Source organism: Gordonia sp. LMA484, assembly GCF_058129505.1.
Window position 1 is genome coordinate 4,822,946 of the sequence record NZ_CM176700.1, and the last position, 25,405, is coordinate 4,848,350.

At 68.7% G+C, this 25,405-nt stretch carries 16 protein-coding genes and 1 pseudogene; 8 read left to right on the forward strand and 9 right to left on the reverse strand.

The annotated features are described in order from the left end of the window. Positions 1 to 34 precede the first annotated feature (34 nt). Positions 35 to 3,274: pseudogene (locus AC4AMJ_RS21425) on the forward strand (alpha-(1->3)-arabinofuranosyltransferase domain-containing protein); the annotation flags it as partial. Between the two features lie 881 nt (positions 3,275 to 4,155). Here the strand turns inward: AC4AMJ_RS21425 and AC4AMJ_RS21430 are convergent. Further along, positions 4,156 to 5,418, reverse strand: a complete 1,263-nt coding sequence (locus AC4AMJ_RS21430) for an acyltransferase family protein (protein WP_489899112.1) — start codon at positions 5,416 to 5,418, stop codon at positions 4,156 to 4,158. Positions 5,419 to 5,476: 58 nt separating this feature from the next. Here AC4AMJ_RS21430 and pgfA point away from each other — a divergent pair, with 58 nt between their 5' ends. Continuing rightward, the gene (pgfA, locus tag AC4AMJ_RS21435; protein WP_489899111.1) at positions 5,477 to 6,667 is read left to right on the forward strand and encodes a cell envelope lipid trafficking protein PgfA; all 1,191 of its coding nucleotides are present in this window, start codon (positions 5,477 to 5,479) and stop codon (positions 6,665 to 6,667) included. On the opposite strand, the gene AC4AMJ_RS21440 is transcribed toward pgfA, so the two are convergent. Next, the gene (locus tag AC4AMJ_RS21440; RefSeq protein ID WP_489914558.1) at positions 6,594 to 7,826 is read right to left on the reverse strand and encodes a polysaccharide biosynthesis protein; all 1,233 of its coding nucleotides are present in this window, start codon (positions 7,824 to 7,826) and stop codon (positions 6,594 to 6,596) included. The genes pgfA and AC4AMJ_RS21440 overlap by 74 nt on opposite strands. Before the next feature lie 121 nt (positions 7,827 to 7,947). Between AC4AMJ_RS21440 and AC4AMJ_RS21445 the strand changes: the two genes are divergently transcribed. Then, positions 7,948 to 8,874, forward strand: coding sequence for an HpcH/HpaI aldolase/citrate lyase family protein (locus tag AC4AMJ_RS21445; RefSeq protein ID WP_489918482.1), 927 nt, complete (start codon positions 7,948 to 7,950; stop codon positions 8,872 to 8,874). Between the two features lie 12 nt (positions 8,875 to 8,886). Continuing rightward, positions 8,887 to 10,626 (forward strand): MmpA family trehalose lipid delivery protein, encoded by a 1,740-nt coding sequence (locus AC4AMJ_RS21450; RefSeq protein ID WP_489899109.1) that lies wholly within the window; start codon positions 8,887 to 8,889, stop codon positions 10,624 to 10,626. On the opposite strand, the gene AC4AMJ_RS21455 is transcribed toward AC4AMJ_RS21450, so the two are convergent. Then, positions 10,559 to 11,713 (reverse strand): glycosyltransferase family 4 protein, encoded by a 1,155-nt coding sequence (locus AC4AMJ_RS21455; protein WP_489914560.1) that lies wholly within the window; start codon positions 11,711 to 11,713, stop codon positions 10,559 to 10,561. The two genes, AC4AMJ_RS21450 and AC4AMJ_RS21455, sit on opposite strands and share 68 nt — an antisense overlap. 251 nt (positions 11,714 to 11,964) lie before the next feature. Between AC4AMJ_RS21455 and AC4AMJ_RS21460 the strand changes: the two genes are divergently transcribed. Beyond that, positions 11,965 to 12,642, forward strand: a complete 678-nt coding sequence (locus tag AC4AMJ_RS21460) for a TetR/AcrR family transcriptional regulator (RefSeq protein ID WP_489899107.1) — start codon at positions 11,965 to 11,967, stop codon at positions 12,640 to 12,642. After that, a complete protein-coding gene (locus tag AC4AMJ_RS21465) occupies positions 12,635 to 13,408 on the forward strand; it encodes a class I SAM-dependent methyltransferase (RefSeq protein ID WP_489914562.1) in 774 nt (257 codons plus the stop codon). Before AC4AMJ_RS21460 ends, AC4AMJ_RS21465 begins: the two co-directional genes overlap by 8 nt. Before the next feature lie 136 nt (positions 13,409 to 13,544). On the opposite strand, the gene AC4AMJ_RS21470 is transcribed toward AC4AMJ_RS21465, so the two are convergent. Then, the gene (locus tag AC4AMJ_RS21470; RefSeq protein ID WP_489914564.1) at positions 13,545 to 14,306 is read right to left on the reverse strand and encodes a hypothetical protein; all 762 of its coding nucleotides are present in this window, start codon (positions 14,304 to 14,306) and stop codon (positions 13,545 to 13,547) included. A gap of 310 nt (positions 14,307 to 14,616) precedes the next feature. Between AC4AMJ_RS21470 and AC4AMJ_RS21475 the strand changes: the two genes are divergently transcribed. Beyond that, positions 14,617 to 15,888 carry an IS110 family RNA-guided transposase gene (locus tag AC4AMJ_RS21475; protein ID WP_489896097.1) on the forward strand — a complete coding sequence of 424 codons (1,272 nt, stop codon included), beginning with the start codon at positions 14,617 to 14,619 and terminating at the stop codon, positions 15,886 to 15,888. Positions 15,889 to 16,335: 447 nt separating this feature from the next. Here AC4AMJ_RS21475 and AC4AMJ_RS21480 read toward each other — a convergent pair whose 3' ends face one another. Then, on the reverse strand, positions 16,336 to 16,956 hold the full coding sequence (locus AC4AMJ_RS21480) for a TetR/AcrR family transcriptional regulator (protein ID WP_489899104.1): 621 nt from the start codon (positions 16,954 to 16,956) through the stop codon (positions 16,336 to 16,338). Between the two features lie 52 nt (positions 16,957 to 17,008). Here AC4AMJ_RS21480 and AC4AMJ_RS21485 point away from each other — a divergent pair, with 52 nt between their 5' ends. After that, on the forward strand, positions 17,009 to 18,607 hold the full coding sequence (locus tag AC4AMJ_RS21485) for an MFS transporter (RefSeq protein WP_489899103.1): 1,599 nt from the start codon (positions 17,009 to 17,011) through the stop codon (positions 18,605 to 18,607). A gap of 28 nt (positions 18,608 to 18,635) precedes the next feature. Here AC4AMJ_RS21485 and AC4AMJ_RS21490 read toward each other — a convergent pair whose 3' ends face one another. The 4 genes from AC4AMJ_RS21490 to AC4AMJ_RS21505 all read right to left on the reverse strand — a co-directional run bounded on the left by AC4AMJ_RS21490 (position 18,636) and on the right by AC4AMJ_RS21505 (position 25,275). Continuing rightward, positions 18,636 to 21,194 (reverse strand): ABC transporter permease, encoded by a 2,559-nt coding sequence (locus AC4AMJ_RS21490; RefSeq protein ID WP_489899102.1) that lies wholly within the window; start codon positions 21,192 to 21,194, stop codon positions 18,636 to 18,638. A 4-nt stretch (positions 21,195 to 21,198) separates the two neighbouring features. Further along, a complete protein-coding gene (locus tag AC4AMJ_RS21495) occupies positions 21,199 to 22,098 on the reverse strand; it encodes an ABC transporter ATP-binding protein (protein WP_489914566.1) in 900 nt (299 codons plus the stop codon). 104 nt (positions 22,099 to 22,202) lie between these two features. Further along, positions 22,203 to 23,222, reverse strand: a complete 1,020-nt coding sequence (locus tag AC4AMJ_RS21500; RefSeq protein WP_489914568.1) for an esterase-like activity of phytase family protein — start codon at positions 23,220 to 23,222, stop codon at positions 22,203 to 22,205. Between the two features lie 223 nt (positions 23,223 to 23,445). Continuing rightward, the gene (locus AC4AMJ_RS21505; protein WP_489914570.1) at positions 23,446 to 25,275 is read right to left on the reverse strand and encodes a phosphoenolpyruvate carboxykinase (GTP); all 1,830 of its coding nucleotides are present in this window, start codon (positions 25,273 to 25,275) and stop codon (positions 23,446 to 23,448) included. Positions 25,276 to 25,405: the final 130 nt, after the last annotated feature.

Genomic DNA, 25,405 nt, shown 5'->3' on the forward strand with positions numbered 1-25,405 from the left:
CGAGCGACGCCTGTCGCGGCGCGGCGTGGCCATTGTGGCCCTCTGCGCGCTCGTCATCTCATTCCTGCAGTCGCCCGGGCGCATCTCCGCCGACACCAAGCTCGACCTGACCGCGAATCCGCTCGGCTTCCTGGCCCGCGCGGCCCATCTGTGGACCCCGAACGCCCCGCTGGGGCAGGTCCAGAACCAGGCATACGGCTACTTCTTCCCGCACGGGGCGTTCTTCGCGCTCGGTGACGTCGCGCATCTGCCGCCATGGGTCGTGCAACGTCTGTGGTGGGCGTTGCTGCTGGTCGTCGGCTTCGTCGGGATCGTGCGGCTGGCCGAGGCGATGCGCATCGGCTCGCCGGGTTCCCGGATGGTCGCGGGCATCATCTTCGTGCTCAGCCCGCGGGTCCTCACGACGATCGGCTCGATCTCATCGGAGACCCTGCCCATGGTGTTGGCGCCGTGGGTGATGGTGCCGCTCGTCCGTGTCCTCGACCGCGACGACGGCCCGATCTGGCGATCGGCGCTGCAGTCGGCCGCCGCGGTGGCCCTGATGGGCGCGGTCAACGCCGTGGCCACCCTCGCCGCCCTCGGGGTTGCCGCGCTGTGGTGGGTTCTGCACGCACCGTTCCTGAGTTCGGTGCCCACCGCGCGCTGGTGGCGGTTCGGTGCGTGGTGGTCGGTGGGCCTGACGATGGCCTGCGCGTGGTGGGTGGTGCCGCTGCTCATCCTGTCGCGGGTCAGTCCGCCGTTCCTCGACTTCATCGAGTCGTCGCGGGTGACCACCGAATGGACCTCACTGACCGAGGTGCTGCGCGGCACGAGCTCCTGGACGCCGTTCGTGTCACCGGAACGGGTGGCGGGCGCGGTGCTGGTGACCCAGCCCGCCGCCGTGGTCGCCACCGGCGTTCTCGCCGCCGCGGGACTCGCCGGCCTGTGTATGCGGCACATCCCGTCCCGCGGACGGTTGGTCACGGTGCTGGTGACGGGTCTGCTGCTGATGTGCGTCGGCTTCGCCGGCGAACTGGGCTCGCCGATCGCCGAACCGGTCCGGGTCTTCCTCGACGGAGCCGGCGCCGCGCTGCGCAACATCCACAAGTTCGAGCCGTTCGTCCGGATCCCGCTCGTTCTCGGCATCGCTCATCTGCTCGGCCGGGTCCCGCTGCCGGGCGCCGCCCCACTCCGGGAGACGGCATCCGCGTTCGCCCACCCGCAACGCTCCCGCCCCGTCGCGGCGGCGATCGTGGTGGTGGTGGCCGCGATCGGCGCGGGTTCCCTGATGTGGACCGGACAACTGGCGCCGGCCGGCACCTACCGCGCGATCCCCGACTACTGGACCAGCGCCGCGAAATGGCTTTCCGCGCACGATGATCCGCCCGGCAGCAGCGCCCCGGTACGCAGTCTGGTGGTCCCCGGCGCACCGTTCGCCGACCAGCTGTGGGGTCTGACCCGCGACGAACCCCTGCAGCCGCTCGCCGACGGCCCCTGGGCGGTCCGCGATGCCATACCCTTGACGCCGCCGGGAGCGATCCGCGCGCTGGACTCGGTGCAACGCGACATCGCCGACGGCCGCGGCTCGCCCGGCCTGGCCGCGACGTTGGCACAGCAGGGCATCGGCTACGTGGTGTTGCGCGCAGACCTGGACCCGGACTCGTCCCGGTCGGCCCGCCCGCTGGTCGCCCAGCAGACCCTCGAGCAGTCACCGGGGCTCGAGCGGGTGGCGGTCTTCGGCCCGGAGGTCGGGCCGGGCAGTGTTCCGGGGGTGGTGCGCGACAACGGGTTACGCCCCACGATGCGCGCCATCCAGATCTACGCGGTCCGCGACGTCACCGGATTCCCAGGGACCGGGCCGGTACTCGTCGACGCCGCCTCGGCGCCGCGCGTCGCCGGCGGACCGGAGGCGCTCGCCGCGGTCCAGGCGCAACGGGCCTGGTCGGGCCTGCCGCCGATGGGTCCCGCGCTCCTCGACGCCGACGCCCGCCGCGCCGGTCTGACGGATGGCCGCGGAGTGCTGATCACCGACACGCCGGCCGACCGCGAGACCGACTTCGGGCGCGTCGACGACCACAGTTCCGCGATCCGCGCCGACGGCGATGCACGGCGCACCCAGAACGCCGTCCCCGACTATCCGGTCGACGGACAACCGCTCGTGCAGGGCGAGTGGCTGCTGAACAACCAACCCGGCCAGATCCGTGTCAGCACCTCCGGATCAGCCTCCGACGCAACCCAATTGGGTCAGACGTCGCCGGCCAACTCGCCGGCCGCGGCGTTCGACGGCGACCCCGACACCGCCTGGGTGTCCAACGATCTCGACTCCGCCGTCGGAAAGTGGCTGCGCCTGGACTTCACCGAGCCCCGCGCAGATCTGGCGCTCACGATCACGACGAGCAAGGCGCTGGGGCCGGATGTGTCGGGCCTGCTCGTCTCCACCGAGGCCGGCAGCGCCGTCGCCCAGGGTGTCCGTCCGGGCAAGCCGGTCACCGTGACCGCGCCGAGCGGGCCGACCCACTGGGTGCAGATCCGGGCGATCAGCACCGCGAACGGGCTGGCGGGCAACCAGTTCGCGCTCGGCGAGGTGTCGCTGACCGATCTGTCCACCCATGCGCCGCTCGTCATCCGCCATCGGGTCACCCTCCCCGACCCGCCGCGAGGCACGCCGGTGTCCGGATGGCTGCTCACCCAGGAGCTCGGCGGCCGCTCGGCATGTGTCGCCGACGGAGCGTCGGTCCGCTGCGCACCGGGTCTCGGTCTGGCGCCGGAGTCACCCGGGATCCTCACCCGCGCACTGTCGGTGCCGTCACCGGTGTCCGTCACGCCGACCATGGTGCTGCGGCCGAGATCCGGTGATGCGTTGCGCTCCTTGATCTCCGGTCCCGGTCAGGTTACCGCCGACGGCCCCACCGCCGTCGACGACCCGCGCGGCAACGCCGCTGCCGCCGTCGACGGCGACATCGGAACCACCTGGACCGCACCGGAACCCGCGGCCGACTCGACCGGCACGAAGGACGACGACCCGGAGTTGGTGATCACCCTTCCGCACCAGCAGCGGGTGACCGGTCTACGGCTCGTCACTCCGCAGCGTTATCCGGCCGCCCCACGGCGGGTGACCGTCGATCTCGGAACCGGTACGCAGGCCCGCGACGTCGGGCGGGATGGGGTGATCGGGCTGGACCCCGCCGTGACCGACCGGATCCGGCTGACCGTCACCAAGACCGCCGACCTGATCGACGTGAACAGCCTCGGTTTCGCCCGGCCGGCGCCGGCCGGGATCAGTGAGGTGCAGATCCTGCCGACGTCACCGCCCACGACCGACGACGACCGGGGCATCGACATCGGCTGCGACGCCGGGATCGGTCTGACCGTGTCGGGGCAGGTGATCGGGATGTCGGTGCACACCACCGCGGGTCACCTGCGGTCCGGGAAACCCGTTGTCGCCCGGCCGTGCGCGTCCGCGCAGTCGGGTGCCGGGCGCGGTGACCCGACAGCGGTGCGCCTCGGCGCCGGTGAGCAGGAGCTGTCGGCCAACCCCGGCGACGCGTTCACCGTCGAGCAGGTGTCGCTGCCGGTGTCCGGCAGTGACACCTCACCTGCGCCCGCTCCGGTGGTCCCCCGGGTCGCCGACTGGTCGGCCACCCATCGGAGCGTGTCCGTCGACGCGGCCGCGGCCGAACGGCTCCTCGTCGTGCCGGAGAGCACCAACCCGGGATGGGAGGCCAGGCTCGACGGCCGGGATCTGACCCCCGTCGTGGTCAACGGCTGGCAGCAGGGATGGGTGGTGCCGGCCGGGACCGCCGGCACGCTGACCCTGACCTACCGCTTCGATTCGGTCTACCGGTGGGCGTTGTGCATCGGATTGGTGCTGGTGGCGCTGCTGTTCGTGGCGGCGTGGTGGCCGAGACCTCGACCTCGAGAATCGCGATCCCGCCGAGAGGTCGGCCCGCAACCGTGGCTGCGGGTCGCCGGCGCCGCGTCGTGGCTCACCGCCTCCTGGCTGCTGGCGGGCTGGTGGGGTCTGGCCGTGTCGGTGGTGCTGGGTGGCGTCGCGTTGTGGGTCCGACCCCGTGTCGGGGTCGTCCTCGTGTTCATCGCCATGCTGCTCGCGACCCTCGGCCTGGCGAGCGGCCCGTGGCACGCGTCGACCGGCTACCACGGCTTCGAGTGGTGGGTTCAGCTGCCGGCGTTGATCGCGGTGTCGCTGACCGTGTGGTCGGCCGTTGTCGGCGACGCATCGCCGGACGACGCGGCATCGTGGCTATCTCGGCGCTCCCGGTCGCGCAGCCACCGCCGGGCCGGTTCCTCGACGAAGGCATAACTCGCCGCCGATACCCCGATGGTCAGCAGCAGCGTGATGGTCCAGACGAGCAGGAAGTCCCCGTTGAATGCGACGATGCCGAAGAGCGGGAAGACGGCCGCGAGCACGGCCAGATGCCAGATGAAGATGCCATAGGACCACCGGCCCAGGGCCAGCATCACCCGCGAGGTCAACAGCCGGAACGGACCGGCACCGAGTACCAGCGGCGCGAGCAGGGCGAAACCGCAGACCGCGCCGAGCACCATCTTGGTGGCGAACTGCAGTGCCGACAGGTCGCCGAGGCCGGTCGGCCCGGCCAGCGCCGTGCAGGCGAGTCCGTAGGCGAGCACCAACGTCGCCGCCATGAGCCGACGTCGCGCACCGAGCCGCACGATCATCCGGACCCAGCGCGCCGGCCGGTGCGTGTCGAGTTCGATCGCCCCGGCCAGCTCGGCGAGCACCAGGCCGGCCAGGAACCAGGGCAGATGGCCGAACACCCAGTTCTTCGGTTCCACTCCGGCCGCCACCGGCAGCACCATCGCGAGCCACGCCCATCCGAGGCTGAGCACGCCGAGTCCGGCCAACGCGGGAATGCGCCACCTCAGCCGCCCGTTGTCCGCCCGCAGACGCGCCAACGCGAACCCGATCACCGGGAGCAGAAGGTAGAAGGCGACCTCGACCGACAGACTCCACATCTGGGTGAGCCCAGCGGTCAGCGACAGCGGCACGAACACCTGGGTGAGCGTCAGATTCGCCAGCCACACGGTGAGGTCGGCGCCCTTCGCATCGGGGACCAGCGTCAGCACCACGATCACCACGACGAGGTAGGCGGGCCAGATACGGACGAGGCGATGCGCCAGATAACGCCGCACGGACGGTCGGGCCGCGTGGGTGGGCGCGGTGGCCGCGGCAACCCACGGCCGCCACAGCAGGAACCCCGACAGCGCGAAGAACAACGCCACCGCGAGGTCGAGGCGACCGAGCAACGGACCGATGACCGGCAGCGAGACGGTCCCGGTCTGGAACGCGACGTGGGTGGTCAGGACACCGATCGCCGCCAACGCGCGCATCCCCTCCAGCTGCGGGAAGAAACGCCGGGTCGCCGTGACGGCGTCGGGTGTGCTCTCGATGGTGGCCATGCTGGTCAACCAGGGTAGCCGCGAAGGGGCCCCGACCGTGATCAGTAGGCTCGCCCCTATGCCTTCAGCCGGTCCGAGTCGTCTGTCGACGAGCGATCTGATCGGGCCGGTCCTCATCTTCGTCGGCGGCTTCCTGCTGGCGGCGGCCATCGCCCTGCCGACCGTCTTCGTCGACAATCTGCGCACCATTCCGCTGAGCACCGACGTCACCACCGCGGCGGCGACCACCGAACCCGCCCGCATCCTCGACCGGTGCTCGCTGGCGACACCGAAGGCCCGTGTCGTCGACGCCGCACTCGTCCACCAACAGCGGTTCGTGGCGGTCCGACCCGCCGATGCCGATCGCGTCACCCTGCAGGCGGGCACCTCGATCCAGGCCGAACACCTCACGATCGACGGCCGTGAGGTGGACCCCGGCGCACCGCGGCCCGGCAGCGAGGTCGCGCGCCCGGCCGGCGAGTCGCCGTGCACCGACCCGACCGTCAACGCGGTGCGTGATCGCGTCACCCTCGACCGGACCACGGCGCTGCCCGACCTCACCCACTCCACCGACGGTCAGCCGGGCAGTTCGGAGATCCAGTACGACAGTGACGCCGCCCCGATCCGGGTGCCCGACCGCCGTGGTTACACCTATCTGCTCCCGTTCGGGGTGTCGACGACCGATCACCTCTTCTTCGACGTCACCACCCGCCGGACGGTGCCCCTGCGCTACACCGGCGACACCACCGTCCACGGCCGTGACGCCGGCCGATTCGTCGCCGACGTCCCCGACACCGACCTGCACCAGATCGGCAACGGCACCGCGCAGAGCACTCCGCCGACCATCATCACCCGCCCCGCATCCTGGTTCGGTCTCGACGGAGTCGACCCGGCACGACCGGTGACGGCCACGCTGCATCACGCCGGCCGATGGGAACTCTCGGTGGACCCCACCACCGGCACCATCCTGGACGCCCGGATCACCGTCGACGAGACCTACCGGTTCATCGACACCAGCCTGCCCGACCAGCGGCTGACCAACCTGTCGGCGACCTTCGCCTACGACGAGCGGACCCGACACCGACTGAGCGAGCGGGCCACGGCGCTGGCCACCCCGATCACGATCTGGGGTCGCGTCATACCGTTGCTGGCCGTCGTCGCCGGTGTCGCCGCCATCGGCGCCGGGCTGGTCATCGTCAATCCGGCGTGGCGCCCGCGACGACGGCGTCCCCGATCGGCACCCGACGCAGACCCGCCAGCGTCGTCGTGACCGCGGCCACCGTGGCGCCCACCGCAGCGGTGACCGCGAGCGCGAGGATGCCGTGGACGACCGTCAGGATCACGATCACCTCGGCACCGACCACCAGCCATGTCACCAGCGAGACCACCGTCTCCCGCCGCGCGATCGCGGACAGCAGGGATACCTGCAGGATGGCGAGCATCGATCCGGTGTAGGCGAACAGCCACAGAATGTGTACCAGCGGCTGATATTCGGGACGGACGACGACCGGCACCAGCGGACCCGCGACACCTGCGCCGATTGTGACGACGACGCCGATCACGGCGACCACGACGACGGCGTGTCTCAGGGACCGCCGCGAGGTGGCCGGATCGGCGAGTCGCGGATAGAAGACCACACCGACGGCCTGCGGGAGCCAGAACGCCACCTTGGTGGCGATGGCACCGAGAGCGTAGATGCCGGCGGCGTCCGGTGACAGGACGGTCCGCGACAGGAGCAGGTCGATGGAGACGGCGACGATCAGCACCAGCTGCACACCGGAGGCACGCACCACGTCGAGCAGGTCGAGGCCGGAGCTGTCCACGGCCGGGACGGTCGGCCGGGACCGATCCGAGAACCGCGTCGCCCACAACACCAGAACCGCGGCGACGGCGGCGCCACCCGCCCCCGCAGCCAATGCCCCGGTGGGGCCCGCACCGGCCGCCAGCGCCCCGATCACCGGGACCGTACGCACGAGTCCGACGCCGGCCAGCACCCAGCCGAGCAACCGGAACTGCCCGCGGCCCTGCAACACCCCCTGCCCGGCGCCGATCACCGTCAGCAGCGGAGCAGCGGCCAGCGCGGCGGCCGAGGTGACCAGCCCCATCGACGCCACCCACGCCACCAGCGGGGTGGCCACGACGACCACGCCGACCATGGCGACCGAGGTCTGCACCGTGACGCGACGAATCCGGGCGGGATCGGCATGGCGGACGACCGCCCGGGCGACGACGGCCTGCAGCGCCAGAGCCGCGACCGTGAGCACCAACATGGCGGTCAGCCCGACCGCCAGCTCGCCGTAGTCGGCGGTGTCGAGCCACCACCGGCTCGCCGTCAGATGGATCACATAGGAACAGACATTGGCGATCATCGACCCCGCGGCCACCCAGCCCAGCGCACCGGCCAGGCCACCACGGTCGGTCTGTTCCATGCGATCAAGTCTGCACGTCGCCGCGTCGGGCGAGGAACGGGGCGCTTTGCGCGGCGCGTCGACGATAGGCAACGATGGTGAGCATTCCTCGAGCAGCATCCCGACCGTGAGAAAGCCACCGATGTACGACCAGAACCCTGACACCGGCGCCGCGACCGGGCCGGATGCCCCCCTCGGCTTCCGCATCGACCCGGTGCTCGCGCGCAGTTGGCTGCTCGTCAACGGCGCCCAGGCCGGCCGATTCCAGACCGCCTCGCACTCCCGCGCCGACATCATCGTCCTCGACATCGAGGATGCCGTCGCACCGAAGGACAAACTGTCCGCCCGCGACAACGTGGTCACCTGGCTCGCCGACGGCCACTCCGACTGGGTCCGGGTCAACGGTTTCGGAACACCCTGGTGGGCCGACGATCTCGCGGCCCTGGCGGAAACCTCCGTCGGCGGGGTGATGCTGGCGATGGTCGAATCGGTCGACCATGTGACCGAGACCGCCAAGCGGCTGCCCGGCGTCCCGATCGTCGCACTCGTCGAAACCGCTCGGGGACTCGAGAGGATCAGCGAGATCGCTTCGGCGAAGGGCACATTCCGGCTGGCGTTCGGTATCGGCGACTTCCGCCGCGACACCGGATTCGGCGACGATCCCGCCACCCTCGCCTACGCGAGATCGCGATTCACCATCGCCGCCAAGGCCGCTCACCTGCCGAGCGCAATCGATGGCCCCACCGTCGGATCGAGTTCGCTGAAACTGTCCGAGGCCACCGCGGTCAGCGCCGAGTTCGGCATGACCGGCAAGATCTGCCTGACGCCCGACCAGTGCCACCCGGTCAACGAGGGACTGTCGCCCTCGCAGGACGAGATCAGCTGGGCCAAGGAATTCTTCGCGGAGTTCGAACGCGACGGAGGCGAGATCCGCAACGGCTCGGACCTGCCGCGCATCGCCCGGGCCACGAAGATCCTCGACCTGGCCCGCGCCTACGGTATCGAGGCCACCGCCTACGACGACGATCCGGTGCACTCACCGGCGCCGTCGGACACCCACCACTACTGAGCCGCTCTTGTAGTGGCTGCCGGACGTGGTGTGCTGCCTCTGCTGTTCGTCGTCAGCGCGAGCAGCAGTGCGGTCATCCTGGCGCCGCTGTTGCGCTCCGGGCATCTCCTGTACCGGGATGCGGTGTCGACCCCACGCTCGTTCGTCACCGACACGACGCTCGGGATCGGCGGTGTGGCCCCGCGTGCCGTGCCCCAGGACTGGGTGGTCGCCGGCCTCAGCCGTGTGGTCGACGGTGGTGTGGTCGTCACCGCGATCACCTTTGCCGCCCTGACCCTCGCCGGAGTCGGGTACGGACGTCTCGCCGGTCGAGTCGTCGGGGCGGCGGGCCGCACCGGCGCGGTGGCCGCGGCGGTGCTCGCGGTGTGGAATCCCTATGTGGCCGAACGTCTCCTGCAGGGCCACTGGAGCCTGCTGGTGTCCTACGCCGCCCTGGGCTGGATCGTGGTCGCCGCCGTCGACATCGTCCGCGGTGGTCCTGACGACGGGGGCCGGGCGCCATGGGCTCCGTGGGCACACCTGGTGGCGGCCTCGGGTCTCGCCGGCTTCACCCCCACCGGGTCGATGTTGTCGGCGATCGTGATGATCGCGGTGCTGGCCATCCCGTTGCTGATCGCCCGACGCCTGCGTGCGTTCGTGATCGCCTGCGGGATCTGGCTGCTCGGTGCACTGCCGTGGTTGACCGCGACGATCGTCGGGAACGCAACCGCCACCGGCGGCTCCGACGGGTTCGCGGTGTTCGGTATCCGTGCCGAGCCGGGCCTGGGCACGCTCGGCACCATCGTCGGTCTCGGCGGTATCTGGAACGCCGACGCGGTGCCGGCGAGCCGGACGATCTGGTGGGCGGCGGTGGCGACCGCGGCGCTTCTGATCGTCGTCGCGCTGGGATCTGTGTGGCTGTGGACACGCCGCGACGAGCAGAGTGGGACGGTCGTGGCACTCGCCGTCCTCGCCGCGGTCACCACGGCGGCCCTGGCGGTCGCCGCCATCGGCCCGGTCGCCGACGGCCTGTCGCAGCTCGCCGCGACGGTCCCCGGATTGGGCCTGTTCCGCGACACCCAGAAGTACTCTGCACTGCTCGTACCGTTCCTCGCCGTGGCGGTTGCCGCCGCTGTCGCAGAGGCCCGCCGCTGGGTGCCCGCCGGATTCGCGCTCGCCGCAGCGATCCTGCTGATCGCGGCGCCTCTTCCGGATCTCGCCTGGGGTGTCGGGGGCAAGATCTCGACCGTCACCTATCCGTCCGATTGGGCTGCGGTCGCGCAACTGGTCCCGGCCGACGCCGGCGCCGTCGCCGTGTGGCCCACCGGCGCGGTGCGGCAGTACTCCTTCACCACTGGACCGTCACTGAACCCGTTGCCGCGCATGGTCCGTGCACCCGTCACCGACTCCGGTGAGCTCACGGTCGATTCGGTGGTCGTCGACCCCGCATCAGGACGTGGCGCGGACGTGGACGCGGCGCTGTCGCACGGCGGATCGACGGCGAGGTTGGCAGCACTCGGGATCGGCTGGGTGGTGGTGGAGAACGACTCGCCGCCAGAGGATCTCGCGCGTGACGGGATCGTCGCGTTCCGCGGGCACGACCTCACGCTCTACCGCGTGCCGGGGCCGGTCGCCGATCTCGGCGCCTCGACGTCCGCGCGGTCGTCGGTCATCATCGCCCACGTCATCTGGTCGGCATCGATTCTCAGCGGTGTCGGCCTCGCGCTGTACGCCGCACGTCGTCGAACACCTCGACGAATCCGTCCGCGGTGACCGACCACGAGTACCCGGCCGCCTTGCGCGCGGCGTTGCCGCCGAGCCGTGCCGCCTCCTCCGGGTTGTCGATGAGTTTGCGTGCCGCACTCACCAATTCGTCGACGCCGTCGACGACGAGCCCGGTCTCGCCGTGTTCGATGGATTCCACCAGACCGACCGAGCTGCGATAGCCGATCGTCGGCACCCGGTGCTGCGCCGCCTCCATGACCGCCAGACCCCACCCCTCCTTGCGGGACGGCAGCAGATGGACATCGGCCTGCGCCAGCAGTTGATGTTTGCGGACCTCACCGACGTGCCCGTGGAAGGTGACGAATCGCTCGACGCCGAGTTGCTCTGCATGCCTGCGCAACTCATCCGACCACCAGCCGCCACCGATCACGTCGAGGCGCACATCGGGTCGCGTGTGCCGCAGCTCGGCCACCACTGCCAGCGCATCCTCGACCTGTTTGTGCGGAACCAGACGGGACAGTACGGCCAGACGCGGTCCGAGATCTTCCCCACGGGGGTCGGAGCCGAAATCGGGCAACGGGTCGACGCCGTTACGGATCACCGTGATCCGGTCGTCGCCGACTCCGAGACCGGCGAGCTCGCCCGCCGACGGACCGGACACCGTGACGTAGCGGTTGTGACGGTGCACCCACGGTGACACCCGCGACTCGAGGAACCAGCCGAGATGTCCGAGTAGCCGCCCGGCCACCGGCCACTGTTCACGATGACAGTGATGGACCAACACCACGGTCGGCGCAGGTGAGACCAGCGCAGCGAAGAACGGGATTCCGTTCTGGGTGTCGACGACGACGTCGGGCGCCGAGCGCCCGAGCCGACCGCGACCGAAGCGGGCCGCCAGGATCGTCGCGAACGCCCGTGGATACACCGACAACCGTCCGCCCGCGCGCAGGATGCGGATCCCGTCACGCATCTCCTCCGCGTGAGCGCCCTCGTAGGCCGCGGTGAGCAATGTGACCCGCAGGCCCCGTTCGACCAGTTCCGCGCCGACCCGCTCGAGGTAACGCTCGCTACCGCCGCCTTGCGGGTGCGCGGTATCACGCCAGCACAGAAGGAGCACGTGGGTGGTCTCGGTCATCGCAGAACAGCGTAGGTGATGTGGGTAAGCGAAGGATGTGTGGACGGAAATCCCAGGGTCGTACGTGGCATCCCCTCCACACCACGTCCGACCTCTGGGAGTCCTTCCGCAAAACGGGCCGTGGCCATCGTTTCGGCTACACTGTAGCCGATAATCCCACGGACGTCTACAACGATAGTTGAGACGTTTCCGCCGTTCCAGTCGTGGGAGCGAACCCACAGAATTGTCGGCCGAAGGACGAGAACACCCCGATGAGCGAACCAGCCCGAGGACGCCCGCCGCTACCGGCCGAGGCGATCCTGACCGACGCGCTCGGGTTGCTGTCTACCGGAGGCGTCGCGACCCTCGGTATGCGGGCGTTGGCCCGCAGCCTCGGCTCGTCGACGTCGACCCTGTACCGACAGTTCCCCGGCGGCAAGGACGAGCTGTGCCGGCGCCTCGCCGAACACGTGCTCACCGAGGTCGTCGCCGAGATCGGCGCTGCTGACCTCGGCGACGAGTGGGGCGCGATCGTGGAGGGATCGGCGGTGATCGCCTTCGACGTCCTGTGCCGGCACCCACACTCCGCGGAACTGTTCGCCGGCCAGCTCGAGTTCGGCCCGATGGGTCTGGTGCGCTACGAGACGTCGCTGCGCCTGCTGATGGGGGCGGGATTGTCGCCCACCGACGCCGCGGCCGCCGATCACGCGCTCGCCCGGTTGATCATCGGTTACGCCCTGCAGTTCACTCAGGACGAGATCGCCGACCGAACGGCCGCCGCGGACTACTACCGTGCGCTCGACACCGACCAGTATCCGGCGATCACGACGGTGGCGCCCGCCCTGCCGAAGGATCTCGGCACTGAGTTCGGCTTCGCACTGCAGACCTTCATGGCCGGGCTGCGTGAACTCGTCGCCACGTCACGGGGCACCCTCGACAGTGATGCGTGATCGACCGATGCCCCGACCGAACACCGCCCCATTCGCGCGGCATGCCACCCTGCGCCGCGCGGCACGGCTGCTCAACGACTTCCGCTATGAACAGTCCGATCCCGCCCGGTTCTACGGCGCGATCGCCGCCGACACCGCGCGGATGACCGCGGACTGGCACGCCGGGTCGACGGACGGGGCGGTGGTCCTCGACGTCGGCGGTGGGCCCGGATACTTCGCCGACGCTTTCGGCCGGGAAGGTGCGCACTACATCTCCGTCGAGCCCGATCCGGCCGAGATGCACGCCGGCGGCATGGACCACCATGCAACGGTCCGCGGTTCCGGCCAACACCTACCGTTCGCCGACTGCTCGATGGACGTGACGTTCTCGTCGAACGTCGTCGAGCACACCTCGCGGCCATGGCAGATGGCCGACGAGATGCTACGGGTCACGCGGCCCGGGGGCACGGTCATCATCAGCTACACACTGTGGTGGGGTCCGTTCGGCGGGCACGAGATGGGGTTGACCCATTACGTCGGCGGGCACCGGGCGGCGCGCTGGTACACGCGCCGGCATGGTCACCCGCCCAAGAATCTGTTCGGCACGTCGCTGTTCCCGGTGACCGCGGGTGAGGGCCTGCGATGGGCCGCAGCCACCCGGTCGCGGGCAGAGCTGGTCGCCGCGTTTCCGCGTTATCTCCCGCACTGGATGTGGTGGGTGATGCGGGTACCGGGACTCCGCGAGGTCGTCGGGACGAATCTCGTCCTGGTGATGCGCAAGCACTGACGACCGGTTGTTCGGCACCGGTCGTCAGCGCACGGTCGTCAGCGCGGTGTCGTCAGCGCACGGTCGTCAGCGCGGTGTCGTCAGCGCACGGTCGTCAGCGCGGTGTCGTCAGCGCACGGTCGTCAGCGCAGTGTCGTCAGCGCAGGGTCGCCGCGCAGCGCAACGGCCCCCCGTTGCTGGTCGACGACGCCAACAGATCCCGTCCGCGGAGGATGTTGCAGGTCACCGGACCGCGGATGACGATCGCGGTGATCTCCGCCGACGATCCGCCGACCGTCGCAGCCTGTGACCACGGTGTGCCCGCGGCCGCGACGACGACGGAACTGCCCTCGTTGAGGTAGCGGATGGCGACGACGTCCCCGTTGCCGGTCAACTGATAGACCACCGCGCCCGGGGCGACGGTCGGTGTGGTTGTGGTCGTGGTCTCGTCGGTGGTGGTCGTGGTGGTCGTCGTCTCGTCACTCGTCGTGGTGTCGCTCGTCGTCGATGATGCCGCCCCGGCGCTGGAACTGTCGTCGCCGCCGGAGCCACGGGCGATCAGCACCGCCACCAGCGCCACCACCACCACGCCGACCAGTGCCGCCAAGATCAATCCGACGGTTCGCCCGGTGTTCTTGGGTCGCGGCGGCTCCCCGTATCCGGGCTGGTCGTAGCCCGGGCCGTACGCGGCCTGGGTGTAGGCCTGCGGCGCGTCGTACTGACCCGGATGCCCCGCTGTGGGTGGCGGGGGCTGATGGGGCGGGGGCTGATGGGGAGGCTGCGGCTGGCCGGGCAGCTCATCGGTCGGCCCATACGCTGCCGTCTCGTCGTACGCCGCGGTGTCGTCAGACGGTTCGAAGCGTCGCGTCTCCGGGGTTTCACGATTCGGATCCCAGGGGTCGTCGGGTGGTCGGGTCATGGCACCGATTGTGTCATTTCGACCCGGTCGGCCCTTCGTGACGCTCGCAAGCCAATGTGCCCTTGGCAGGACGCTCGTTCCGGCGTGAAAATTAGTGGGCGGCTGGCTGGCAACGCCGTCGATCTTTGGCACTGTTGAGGCCGTTCGCAAGCCGGGTGCGGGTCTGTGTCGTGGGCTCTTCACTGTAACGACGCTGTTCGGCGCGAGTCGGGTGGCAGAGAGTACGAGGACTAGATTAGTTCGTGCCCTAACAGACCCCGGTCAGCCGCCCTGAAGTGGGTGCGAGTCGACCGAAGGTGGTGATGGGGTGATGCAAGTAGTTGATGAGGAACAGATCATCGAGCGGGTCGCCGCGCTCGATGTGGGCAAGGCCGAGGTGGTGTGCTGTGTGCGTCTGCCGGGTACTGGCCGTAAACGCCGCGACCAACAGGTCACCAAACATAAAGCGATGGTGCCGTCGTTGATGGCGTTGGGCCATCACTTGCGTGAGTTGGGCGTGACGCGGGTGGTGATGGAAGCGACCAGCGATTATTGGCGAGCGCCGTTCTACCTGTTCGAGGCCTATGAGCTTGATCCGTGGTTGGTCAATGCTCATGACGTCAAGCACGTCCCGGGACGGCCCAAGACCGACACTCTGGATGCGGTGTGGCTGTGCAAACTTGCCGAACGTCAGATGTTGCGTCCAAGTTTTGTTCCGCCACTAGAGCTGCGGCAGTTGCGGCGACTGACTCGCTACCGCATCAGCTTGGTCTCCGAACGCACCGCGGAGAAGAGTCGCGTGGAAAAGCTCCTCGAGGATGCGTGTATCAAACTGTCGGTGGTGGCCTCGGACATCTTCGGGGTATCCGGGCGCGAGATGATGGACGCATTGATCGCTGGTCAGGCCGATCCCGAACGATTGGCCGATCTGGCCCGCACCCGGATGCGGCGCAAGATCCCGCAGTTGACCGAAGCCTTCGCGGGTGTCACGTTGGGCAGTTTCACCGACGATCACCGCTTCCTGCTCACCCGCATGCTTGCACGGATCGATTCCACCGACGAGGAGATCGCGATGCTCGATGATCAGATCACTGAGCACATGGCCCCTTTTGTCCGCGAGGCCGAGCGCCTGTGTGAGATTCCCGGAATCTCTGATGTTTCGGCCGCGGCGTTGATCGCCGAGATCGGTGTGGACATGTCCCGCTTCCCCACACCCGCTCACCTGACGTCGTGGGCCCGATTCGCCCCCGGGGTGAAATCCAGTGCCGGCAAGAACACCGGTAACGGTGCCACCGGCAAGGGCAACAAGTACCTGGCCCGCACCCTGAGCGAGGTCGTCGCCTCGATCACCAAGTCGCGGAGCTTCCTCGGCGCCCGCTACAGACGTATCGCGCGACGCCGAGGTACGAACAAGGCCAACGTCGCCGTCGGCAGATCCATCCTCGTCATCATCTGGCAGCTGCTGTCCGATCCCGACGCCCACTTCGAGGACCTCGGCCCCGACCACTACGACAAGCACCGCAACACCACCCGCGCCACGCGCCACCACATCCAAGCCCTGCAGTCACTGGGCTGGCAGGTCTCGCTCGAACCGGCCGCGTAGCCCGAACCTCACCACACAACAACAGCGCAACGAACCCAACCACTCACCACCCGAACGTGAGCGGGGCACCCTAGCATGCCCCGTCACCTCTATTTTCGGACTAGCTCGCTCCTCAGGGACCGAGGGAGGAACGGTCGCAACCTTCCAACCGGTTACTGAGGAGCCTCGCGAGAAACCAGCCCAACCTTCCAACCGGTTCCTGAGGAGCCTCGCGAGGAACGAGCGATGCGTCACGAAGGACCGCCCTTCGTGACGCTCGCAAGCTCGCTCCTCAGGGACCGGGGAGGAACGGTCGCAACCTTTCAACCGGTTCCTAAGCCTCAGGGACCGGGGAGGAACGGTCGCAACCTTCCAACCGGTTCCTGAGGAGCCTCGCGAGGAACGAGCGATGCGTCACGAAGGACCGCCCTTCGCACGTCCGCGAGCGCTCCTCTACGCCGCCGGAGTTCATGCAGGTCGGAGCGCCGTTCTCGCCCGGATGGCCGGCGCCAGCCAGTCGGTCAGATAGGTGCGCAACTCATCCGGCCGGGCTATCTCGTCGGCGGGACGCTGGATGTAGGCGCTCGTGATGATGAGACACCACTCCAGCAGCTGATCGAACTCGTCGTCATCCAGTCCGAGACCGGTCCAGTCGATGTCGAGTCGCTCGATGATGGTTCGCGCGTGGACGCGCGCCGCCGGGCCGGTCATCGACCCACCGAGCAGACCCGATGTGGCGCCCTGACCGAGCAAGAAGACCAGCACCCGGTCGGTGGTCAGTGCTTCGATACCCGACGCCAAGAGTTCCACCACGGCACCGGGCAGGTCGGTGGTCGATCGGACACGGTCGAGGATGGCCGGCACCATCGCCTCGGCGGACTCGAGTGCAACCGCCTGCACCAGGGCCTGCAGGCTCGGGAAATACCGGTACACGGTCTGTCTGGTGACCTGCAGTTCCTTCGCGACGTGCGTGACGCTCACCCCGACGCCCTCGGATTCGATCACCCGACGCGTCGCCGCGAGGATGCGCGCGACGGCGTCGGCGTCGCTGGCGGGCAGCACGCCACCCCAGCCCGTTCGCCGCACCATGGCGCCACTCTAACCTGAACATACAGAGGTAAATGAGTGTATGGTCACCGAGATGGTGACGGATCACGAGCGGATCGGGGCGCGCGGGATCTGGCTGCTGTGCGTGGCCTGCGCCGCATTGTCGCTGGTGGCGGGCGCGATGACCGCACTGAACGTCGCCCTGCCCGACATCGGACCGTCCATCGGTGCCAGTTCCACCCAGATGACGTGGCTGATCGATGCCTACACCGTCGCGCTGGCCGCACTCCTTCTTCCGTGTGGCGCGCTCGGCGACCGCTACGGCCGCCGCGGCCTCTTGATCGCCGGATTGGCATTGTTCGCCATCGCTTCGCTGCCACCCCTCTGGCTCGACGACCCCACGGCCGTCATCGCGAGCCGTGCTCTGGCCGGGGCCGCCGCCGCGATGATCATGCCGTCCACGTTGTCCCTGTTGACCTCGGAGCTACCCGAGGCGCGACGTCCCCTCGCGGTGGCCATCTGGGCCGGCGTCGCGGGCGCAGGCAGCATCGCGGGCTTCTTCGTCAGCGGATTCCTGCTCGAGCTGTTCAACTGGCGCTCGATCTTCGTGAGCTTCTCGGTCGTGGCGGCGGCGCTGGCGCTGGCGTCATGCACGATCGCGTCGTCGCGGGACGATGAACCGAAACGGTTCGACCTGCCCGGTGCCGTCCTGTCGACATCCGCTGTGTTCCTGTTCGTCCTGGGCCTGTTGGAATCGCCGAGCCGCGGCTGGGATGACCCTCTCGTCATCGCTGCGCTGATCGTCGGGCTGACACTGGCGGCACTCTTCGTCCTCATCGAATACCGCCGCGACGCACCACTTCTCGACGTCCAGCTGTTTGCCAACCGGGCGTTCTCCGCGGGCGCGTTCACGATCCTGGTCCAGTTCTTCGCCTCCCTGGGTCTGTTCTTCGTCGTTCTGCAACGCCTGCAACTCGACTTCGGGATGTCACCGCTGATGGCCGCCACCGCACTGCTGCCGCTCATCGCGGTCATCATGGTCCTGTCGCCGGTGGGCAGTTGGCTGGCCATCCGATACTCACTGCGGACCATCCTCGTGCTGGGCGTCGGACTCACCGGCATCGCACTGATCCTGATGGGCGTGCTGAACTACACCACCTACCTCGGGCTGCTGCCGTTACTGCTGCTCGGCTCGGCGGGGCAGGGTTTCGCGACCGCCCCGCCGACCACCGCGATCATGGCCAACACCCCGTCGGCGAACCAAGGGGTGGGATCTGCCGTCAACGACACCTTCCGCGAGGTCGGCGCCGCCATCGGCATCGCATTGACCGGCAGCATCGTCGCGGCCGGCTACACCGGCAACATCGCGCCGGTCGCCAACCGCGTCGCCTCGGCATCCGGCTCGACCGAACTGGGTGAGCACATCTCCCGCTCGCTCGCCGAGGCCCTGCAGACGATCGATGCGCTCATCGCCCAGAACCCCGGGCAGGCAACCGCATTGGGTCAGATCGCCGCCGAGGCCAGACAGGCCTTCGTCGGGCCGCTGAACACGTCCTGCATCGTCATGGGTGCCATCATGCTGGTCGGGGCGACCATCCTCGTGTTCCTGAGTCCGCGCGCGATGTCGGCCGCCACCGACCCTCGGACGGTGCCGGAGACGCCCGCAGAGATCAGGTCGACGACGAGGAACTGAAGCAGAGACCCGGCGCCGACCGGTCACCTCACGCCTCCGCGATCGCCTCCAGCGGTCGGGTCCGGGCGGCCCGGACAGCCGGCCACAAAGCCGCCAGCACGCCGACCACGGCCGAGGCGATGAGTGTGACGACGATGAGATTCCACGGCACCACCGGTGTGCCGAGGCCCCACTTCGCCAGCGTCCGCACCAGCGCCACCCCGATCACGCTGCCCAGGACCACCCCGATCAGCGCTCCGAAGATCGCGATGAGCACCGACTCCAGGTAGATGCTGCGCCGGACCTGGGCGCGCAACATGCCGACCGCACGCAGCATGCCGATCTCACGCTTGCGCTCCACCACCGACAATGCCAGCGTGTTCACGATCCCGAGCACCGCGATCAGCAGCGCCAGGCCGAGCATCGCGTACAGGGTCGCCAACATCTGATCGATCTGGCTCGACACCGAACTCTTGAACTCGGTGCGGTCCATGACCTGCACGGTCAGATACGAATCGGTGGCATTCTCCAGGCTCGTGCGTAGCGTGTCCGCGCTGACCCCGGCCTTCGGCGTCACGAAGATCGTCGCGCTCACCTGGGCCGTCGCGGGGACCAGTTGGTCGTAGACGTCCGGTCCGACCATCCAGGGCTGTGCGGCCTCGTTGTCCGCATACACCCCGGACACGGTGACCGGAACCTGCTCGCCGGTCGGGCCGGTGAACGTGACCACGTCGCCGCGCTTCCACCCGTTCGCATCGCTGGTCCGTTCGCTGACCATCATGCCGTCGGCCGGCAACTGGTCGGACGCACCGTCTTTCATCGACAGGGCGACGACATCGGCCGGCTGTCCGCCCACAGTGCCGTAACCGGTGACCGTCTCGTTGCCGACCTTCGCACGGATGATCCCGAAACTCACCGCCGAGCCGACCCCGTCGGCCTTCTCCACCGCATCGGACACCGCGCCCGGCACCGGCATCTGATTCGCGCCGGCGACGATGAACTCGGCTGTCATGCCGGTGTCGACGGCATCGTCGACGGTGCCCTTGAACGACGTACCCAATGTCCCGATCACCGCGACCAGCATCAAACCCAACGTCAGCGCGAAAGCCGTCGCCGCGGTACGGCGCGGGTTGCGCACGGCGTTGGTCCGGGCGAGCCTCCCGATCCGCCCGAACGGTGCACCGATCACCGATCCGAGCGCACCGACGATCGGCCGGGACAACGCGGGCCCGGCGAGCACCACCGCCGCGATACCCCCCGCCGCACCGATCCCGACCGCGATCGCCGGACCGGTCCCCACCCCCATCGCGCCGATCACGATGGCCACCAGGGACGCGAGACCGATCACGATCCCGGCGATGGTCCGGGTCGCCAGCGGGGCGGACCCCTCGGCCATCCCCGCCCGCATCGCCTCGACCGGCGGCACCCGTGAAGCACGGACCGCAGGCACCCACGCGCTGACCATCGTGACCACCACGCCGACGAACATCGCGGCCACCACCGCCCAGACTCCCACCTGCAACGGCGCATCGGGGAGTCCCGATGAGGACGTCGTGAGTGCCTTCAGCACTGCTGCCAGGCCGACCCCGATGCCCAGACCGAGGACGCCCCCGAGCAGGCCCACGACGAACGCCTCGAACAGCACCGACCGTGACACCTGGCGCCGGCTCGCGCCGACCGCACGCAGCAGCGCCAACTCCCGGTTCCGCTGCGCGACGATCATCGAGAAGGTGTTGTAGATGATGAACGTTCCGACGATGAGCCCGATTGCCGCGAACGCCAACAGAATTGCCGTGAAGATGGTGAGGAACTGGTTGACCTGGTCTTTCTGATCCTGCCGGACCTGATCACCGGTACGCACCTTGTAGGTGTCGGCAGGCAGCGCCGCCTCCACACGCTGCTGCAACTCGGTCGGGCTGACCCCGTCCACCGCCGACATGTCCACCTGGGCGGCGTGCTGACCGTCGGAGAACAGACTTCGTGCCGTGGCCTGATCGAACTGGACGTTCACGTATCCGCCGGTGGAACCCGGCAGGTCGATCAGCCCGACGACCTTCACCTCGCGTGGCTGCGCCGACCCCTGCCCCAAGACCAGCTGTGTCGTCGATCCGACCTCCAGTCCCGCCTTCTGAGCCGCCGACGCGTTCAAGGCGATCTCACCGGCGTTCGTCGGTCCACGCCCGCCCGGCAGGAGCTTGCTCGCATCCGGCGACAGGGCGGCGTCGGGCGGCAGGTAGGCGGTGCCGATACTGGGCGCACCGCCGGTCTGCAGCGCCTTGCCCTCCGAGTTCGCGATCGTGACCGTACCCGTGTAATTCGGGACGATCCGATCGATCCCCAGCTCGGAACTGCGATTCTGCAGGTCGTCGATGACCGTCTGCGGCACGCCCGGCGACTGATTGTTGTCCGGGGTGATCTCGACCGCGACCCCCGGGGCGGCCGAGTCGAAGATGTCGTTGAACGCCTTCGAGATGGTGGTGGTGAACACGATCGAGCCCGCGACGAACGACGTGCCGAGGACGATCGAGAACACCGTCAGGAACAGACGGAGCTTGTGTGCGCGCAGATTTCGCAGCGAAACCCGGCGCATCACCGATGCGGTTGCCATGGTGTCAGCGGACCTCGTACGGATTCTCTTCCGCGGCAGGCACACCCGGCCCGCTCGCTGCACTCCCGGCGCCCGACACACCCGGCCCGCTCGCTCCGCTCCCGGCGCCCGACACACCCGGCCCGCTCGCTCCGCTCCCGGCGCCGTCGAGATTCCTCATCACCTCGAACACGTCATCGGCCGACGGGCGTGCCAACTCCCGGACGATCTGACCGTCGGCCAGGAACACCACCCGGTCGGCGTAGGAGGCGGCGCGGGGATCGTGCGTGACGATCACGACCGTCTGCCCGAACTCGTCGGTCGCCGCGCGCAGGATCTCCAACACCTCGCCCGACGAACGGGAATCCAGGTTTCCGGTGGGTTCGTCACCGAAGATGATGTCCGGTTGGCCGACCAGCGCCCGGGCGCAGGCGACACGCTGCTGCTGGCCGCCGGACAGTTCGCTCGGCAGGTGACTGAGACGGTCGGTGATGCCCAACCGGTCCACCACCGTGTCGAACCAGGCGGTGTCGACGTCACGGCCGGCGATGTCGACCGGCAACGTGATGTTCTCCCGCGCGGTCAGGGTCGGGACGAGATTGAACGACTGGAACACGAAGCCGATCCGATCGCGCCGCAACATGGTCATCGCCTTGTCCGACAGGCCCGTCAGGTCGACATCACCGATGTGCACCCGGCCGCCGGTCGCGACGTCGAGTCCGGCCAGGCAGTGCATCAAGGTGGACTTACCCGATCCCGAAGGCCCCATGATGGCGGTGAACTCGCCACTGGCGAACTCGATGGTGACACCACGTAGTGCCTCGACGACGGTGTCACCCGTCCCGTAAACCTTGGTCAGATCCGTCGCGCCGGCGGCGACCGTGGGGGTGTGCAACGAAGCGTCGTCCGTTTTAGCCGATGTCATGGCATCAACCGTGCCAAATCTCGGCCCGGTTGGCCATCAGGAATATCCCTGAGTGGCCACCGGAAATCTCAGGGTCGATCACAGGGATGACCCAGACCGACAGATCAGTGCTTCGGCAGATGGACTTCGAGCGCGTGCACGCGGGTCGGTCCGGCGAACATGTCGTTGGTCACGATGTACAGAATCCGTGACCGGTAGGTGAGCCATGGGAGGTCCGGAAGCCAATTGCCCCACGCCAATCCCGACATATTGCCGGTGTCCAGCCGGGTGAGGGGGGCGGTGGAGAAGATCTGCTTCTTCGGCATCGCGGTCTCGTTCCCCGACAGCCGCTTCTTACCCGTCACCCGCTGCGCGCCGCGGGTGGTCGCGAGATAGATGCGGGCGACCCGACCCTTGCCGCGTTCGAGAACCAGGAAGTCGGTGTTGTTCACCGCCAGCACATCCGCGGCGACCTTGTCCCGATCGGTGCGGTAGACGTACTCCGAGGTACCGCGGCCGGCCCATGTGACCAGGCGGGCCGAGTTGGTCGGGTCCTGCTTCAGCCCGCCGGCGGTGATCGCGCTGATCCGGTCGCCGGGCGACACCGCGACGCCGGTCAACCCGCGCTGGCCGTTGAGACCGGATTTCGAGCTGACGCGGTACGCGGCCGGAAGGGGCAGGTCACGAAGATGATTGCCCAGGGGGCCGACGACACGGACGAACTGGTTCGCGCCGCCGCTGGCGACCACGTAGTCGCCGCCGACCCGCCGGATGCCCTCGAACTGCGCACCGCCGGGCAGGATCGGGAGGTTGCCGGGAGCCAGGACCGTGCCGCCACCGGTGATCTGACCGGTACCGGCGAATCCGGTCACCGAGTTGAACGGGATGGATGCGGAGTACGTGCGAGCCGGACCGAATCGACCGACGTCGGTGGAGATCAGGACGTACGTGCCGTTACCGGTGCGGTCCAGACCCGAGATGGCGCCAAAGGTCGGAACACCGCTGATCACCGTGGAATCGCGGTACAGGGCCACCGCGCCCTGCGACGGACTCGGCGGCGCGGCGACGGCCCCACCCGCCGTCGTCGCGGAAAGACCTACAGCACAAGCGGACACAATCGCCGCCCCCCACAAGCGAAGTCTCATAGGGGTGCACCCTACCCGATGCCGCTGGTCTCCCCGTGGTGACGCAAGGGCCACACTGGCCCGATGGGGGCCGAGGGAACCCAAGAATTGGCCGAGAGAACCGAGATTTGCGTCGAGAGAACCCAGCCGCGATGTGGGCTGGGTTCTCTCGACCAATTCTTGGGTTCCCTCGGCTACCGTCGGGCGAGTTCGCGACGTCGGCTCCGCCGAGCCAGGTGCGGCGTCAGGCCAGGCGCTGCTTGAGGTGATCCAGTTCGTCCTGCAGCGAGGTGGGCAGCTTGTCGCCGACGAACTCGAACAGTTCCTCGATCAGCGGGATCTCCTGACGCCACTCGTCGGGGTTGACCGCCAGAGCCGCCGCGATGTCCTCGGAGGCGACATCGTCGAGCCCGTCGACGTCGATCTCCTCCGGCTTCGCGACGATGCCGATCGGGGTCGAGACACCTTCGTGCTGTCCCTCGATCCGGCCGACGATCCATTCGAGGACACGGCTGTTCTCGCCGAATCCGGGCCACAGGAAGCGGCCGTCGTCGCCACGACGGAACCAGTTGACGTAGAAGACCTTCGGCAGCTTGTTCGCGTCGGCGTTCTTGCCCAGGTCGAGCCAGTGGGCGAAGTAATCGCCGATGTGGTAGCCGAGGAACGGCAGCATCGCCATCGGGTCGCGACGCACGGTGCCGACCTTGCCCTCGGCGGCCGCGGTCTGCTCGGAGCCCACCGTGGCGCCCATGAAGACCCCGTGCTGCCAGTCGCGAGCCTCGGTGACCAGAGGAACGGTGGTCTTGCGGCGTCCACCGAACAGGATCGCCGAGATCGGCACGCCCTTGGGGTTGTCCCACTCCGGAGCCAGCGACGGGCACTGGTCCAGCGGAGTGCAGTACCGCGAATTCGGGTGTGCGGCCTTGTGGTCGGAATCGGGCGTCCAGTCGTTGCCGAGCCAGTCGGTGAGGTGCGCCGGCGTCTCGCCGCCGATGCCGTCCCACCAGATGTCGCCGTCGTCGGTGAGTGCGACGTTGGTGTAGAGCGTGTTGCCCGCCTCGATGGTCCGCATCGCGTTCGGGTTGGAGTCGTCGCTGGTCCCCGGCGCCACACCGAAGAACCCGAACTCGGGGTTGATCGCGTACAGGCGGCCGTCGTCGCCGAAGCGCATCCAGGCGATGTCGTCACCGACGGTCTCGGCACTCCAGCCCGGGATCGTCGGCTGGATCATCGCGAGGTTGGTCTTGCCACAGGCACTCGGGAAGGCGGCGGCCACGTAGTAGACCTTCTTCTCCGGGCTGGTGAGCTTGAGGATGAGCATGTGCTCGGCCAGCCAGCCCTCGTCGTGGGCCAGCACCGAGGCGATCCGGAGGGCGTAGCACTTCTTGCCGAGCAGGGCATTGCCGCCGTAACCCGAACCGAACGACCAGATCTCACGGTCCTCGGGGAAGTGCGAGATGTACTTCTCGGAGTTGCAGGGCCACGGCACGTCGGCCTGACCGGGCTCCAGCGGCGCGCCGACCGAATGCAGCGCCTTGACGAAGAAGCCGTCCTCACCGAGAAGTTCGAGAACCTGCGGACCGACCCGGGTCATGATCCGCATCGACAGCACGACGTATTCGGAGTCGGTGATCTCGACGCCGAGCTTGGGGTCGTCGGACCCGAGAGGTCCCATGCAGAAGGGGATGACGAACATCGTGCGACCGCGCATGCACCCGCGGTAGAGCCCGGTCATCGTGGCGCGCATCTCGTCCGGATCGACCCAGTTGTTCGTGGGGCCGGCATCCTCTCGGGTCTTCGAGCAGATGTAGGTCCGGGACTCCACACGGGCGACATCGGCGGGGTCGGACTGGGCGAGGAACGAGTTCGGTTTCTTGTCCTCGTTGAGCTTGATGAGGGTGCCCGACTCGACCAGCTGCTCGGTGAAGCGGTTCCACTCCTCGTCGCTGCCGTCGGACCACACGACCCGCTCCGGCTGCGTCAACTCGGCGACCTCCGCGACCCAGGCCAGGAGGCCGGCGTGTTTCGTCGGGGCGGTGTTCGGGTCCAGGCCGGGAATGGTGGCTGAGGTCATGATGGGGTCTCCTCCGGGGTGACGGCACGGTGCATTGAGCCGTCGCGATGTCGTCGTCACCACAGAATACGTTCACCGAGCGCCCGCTAGGTACCGGGGTGATCCAGATGCGGCAAATCCCACACTATTG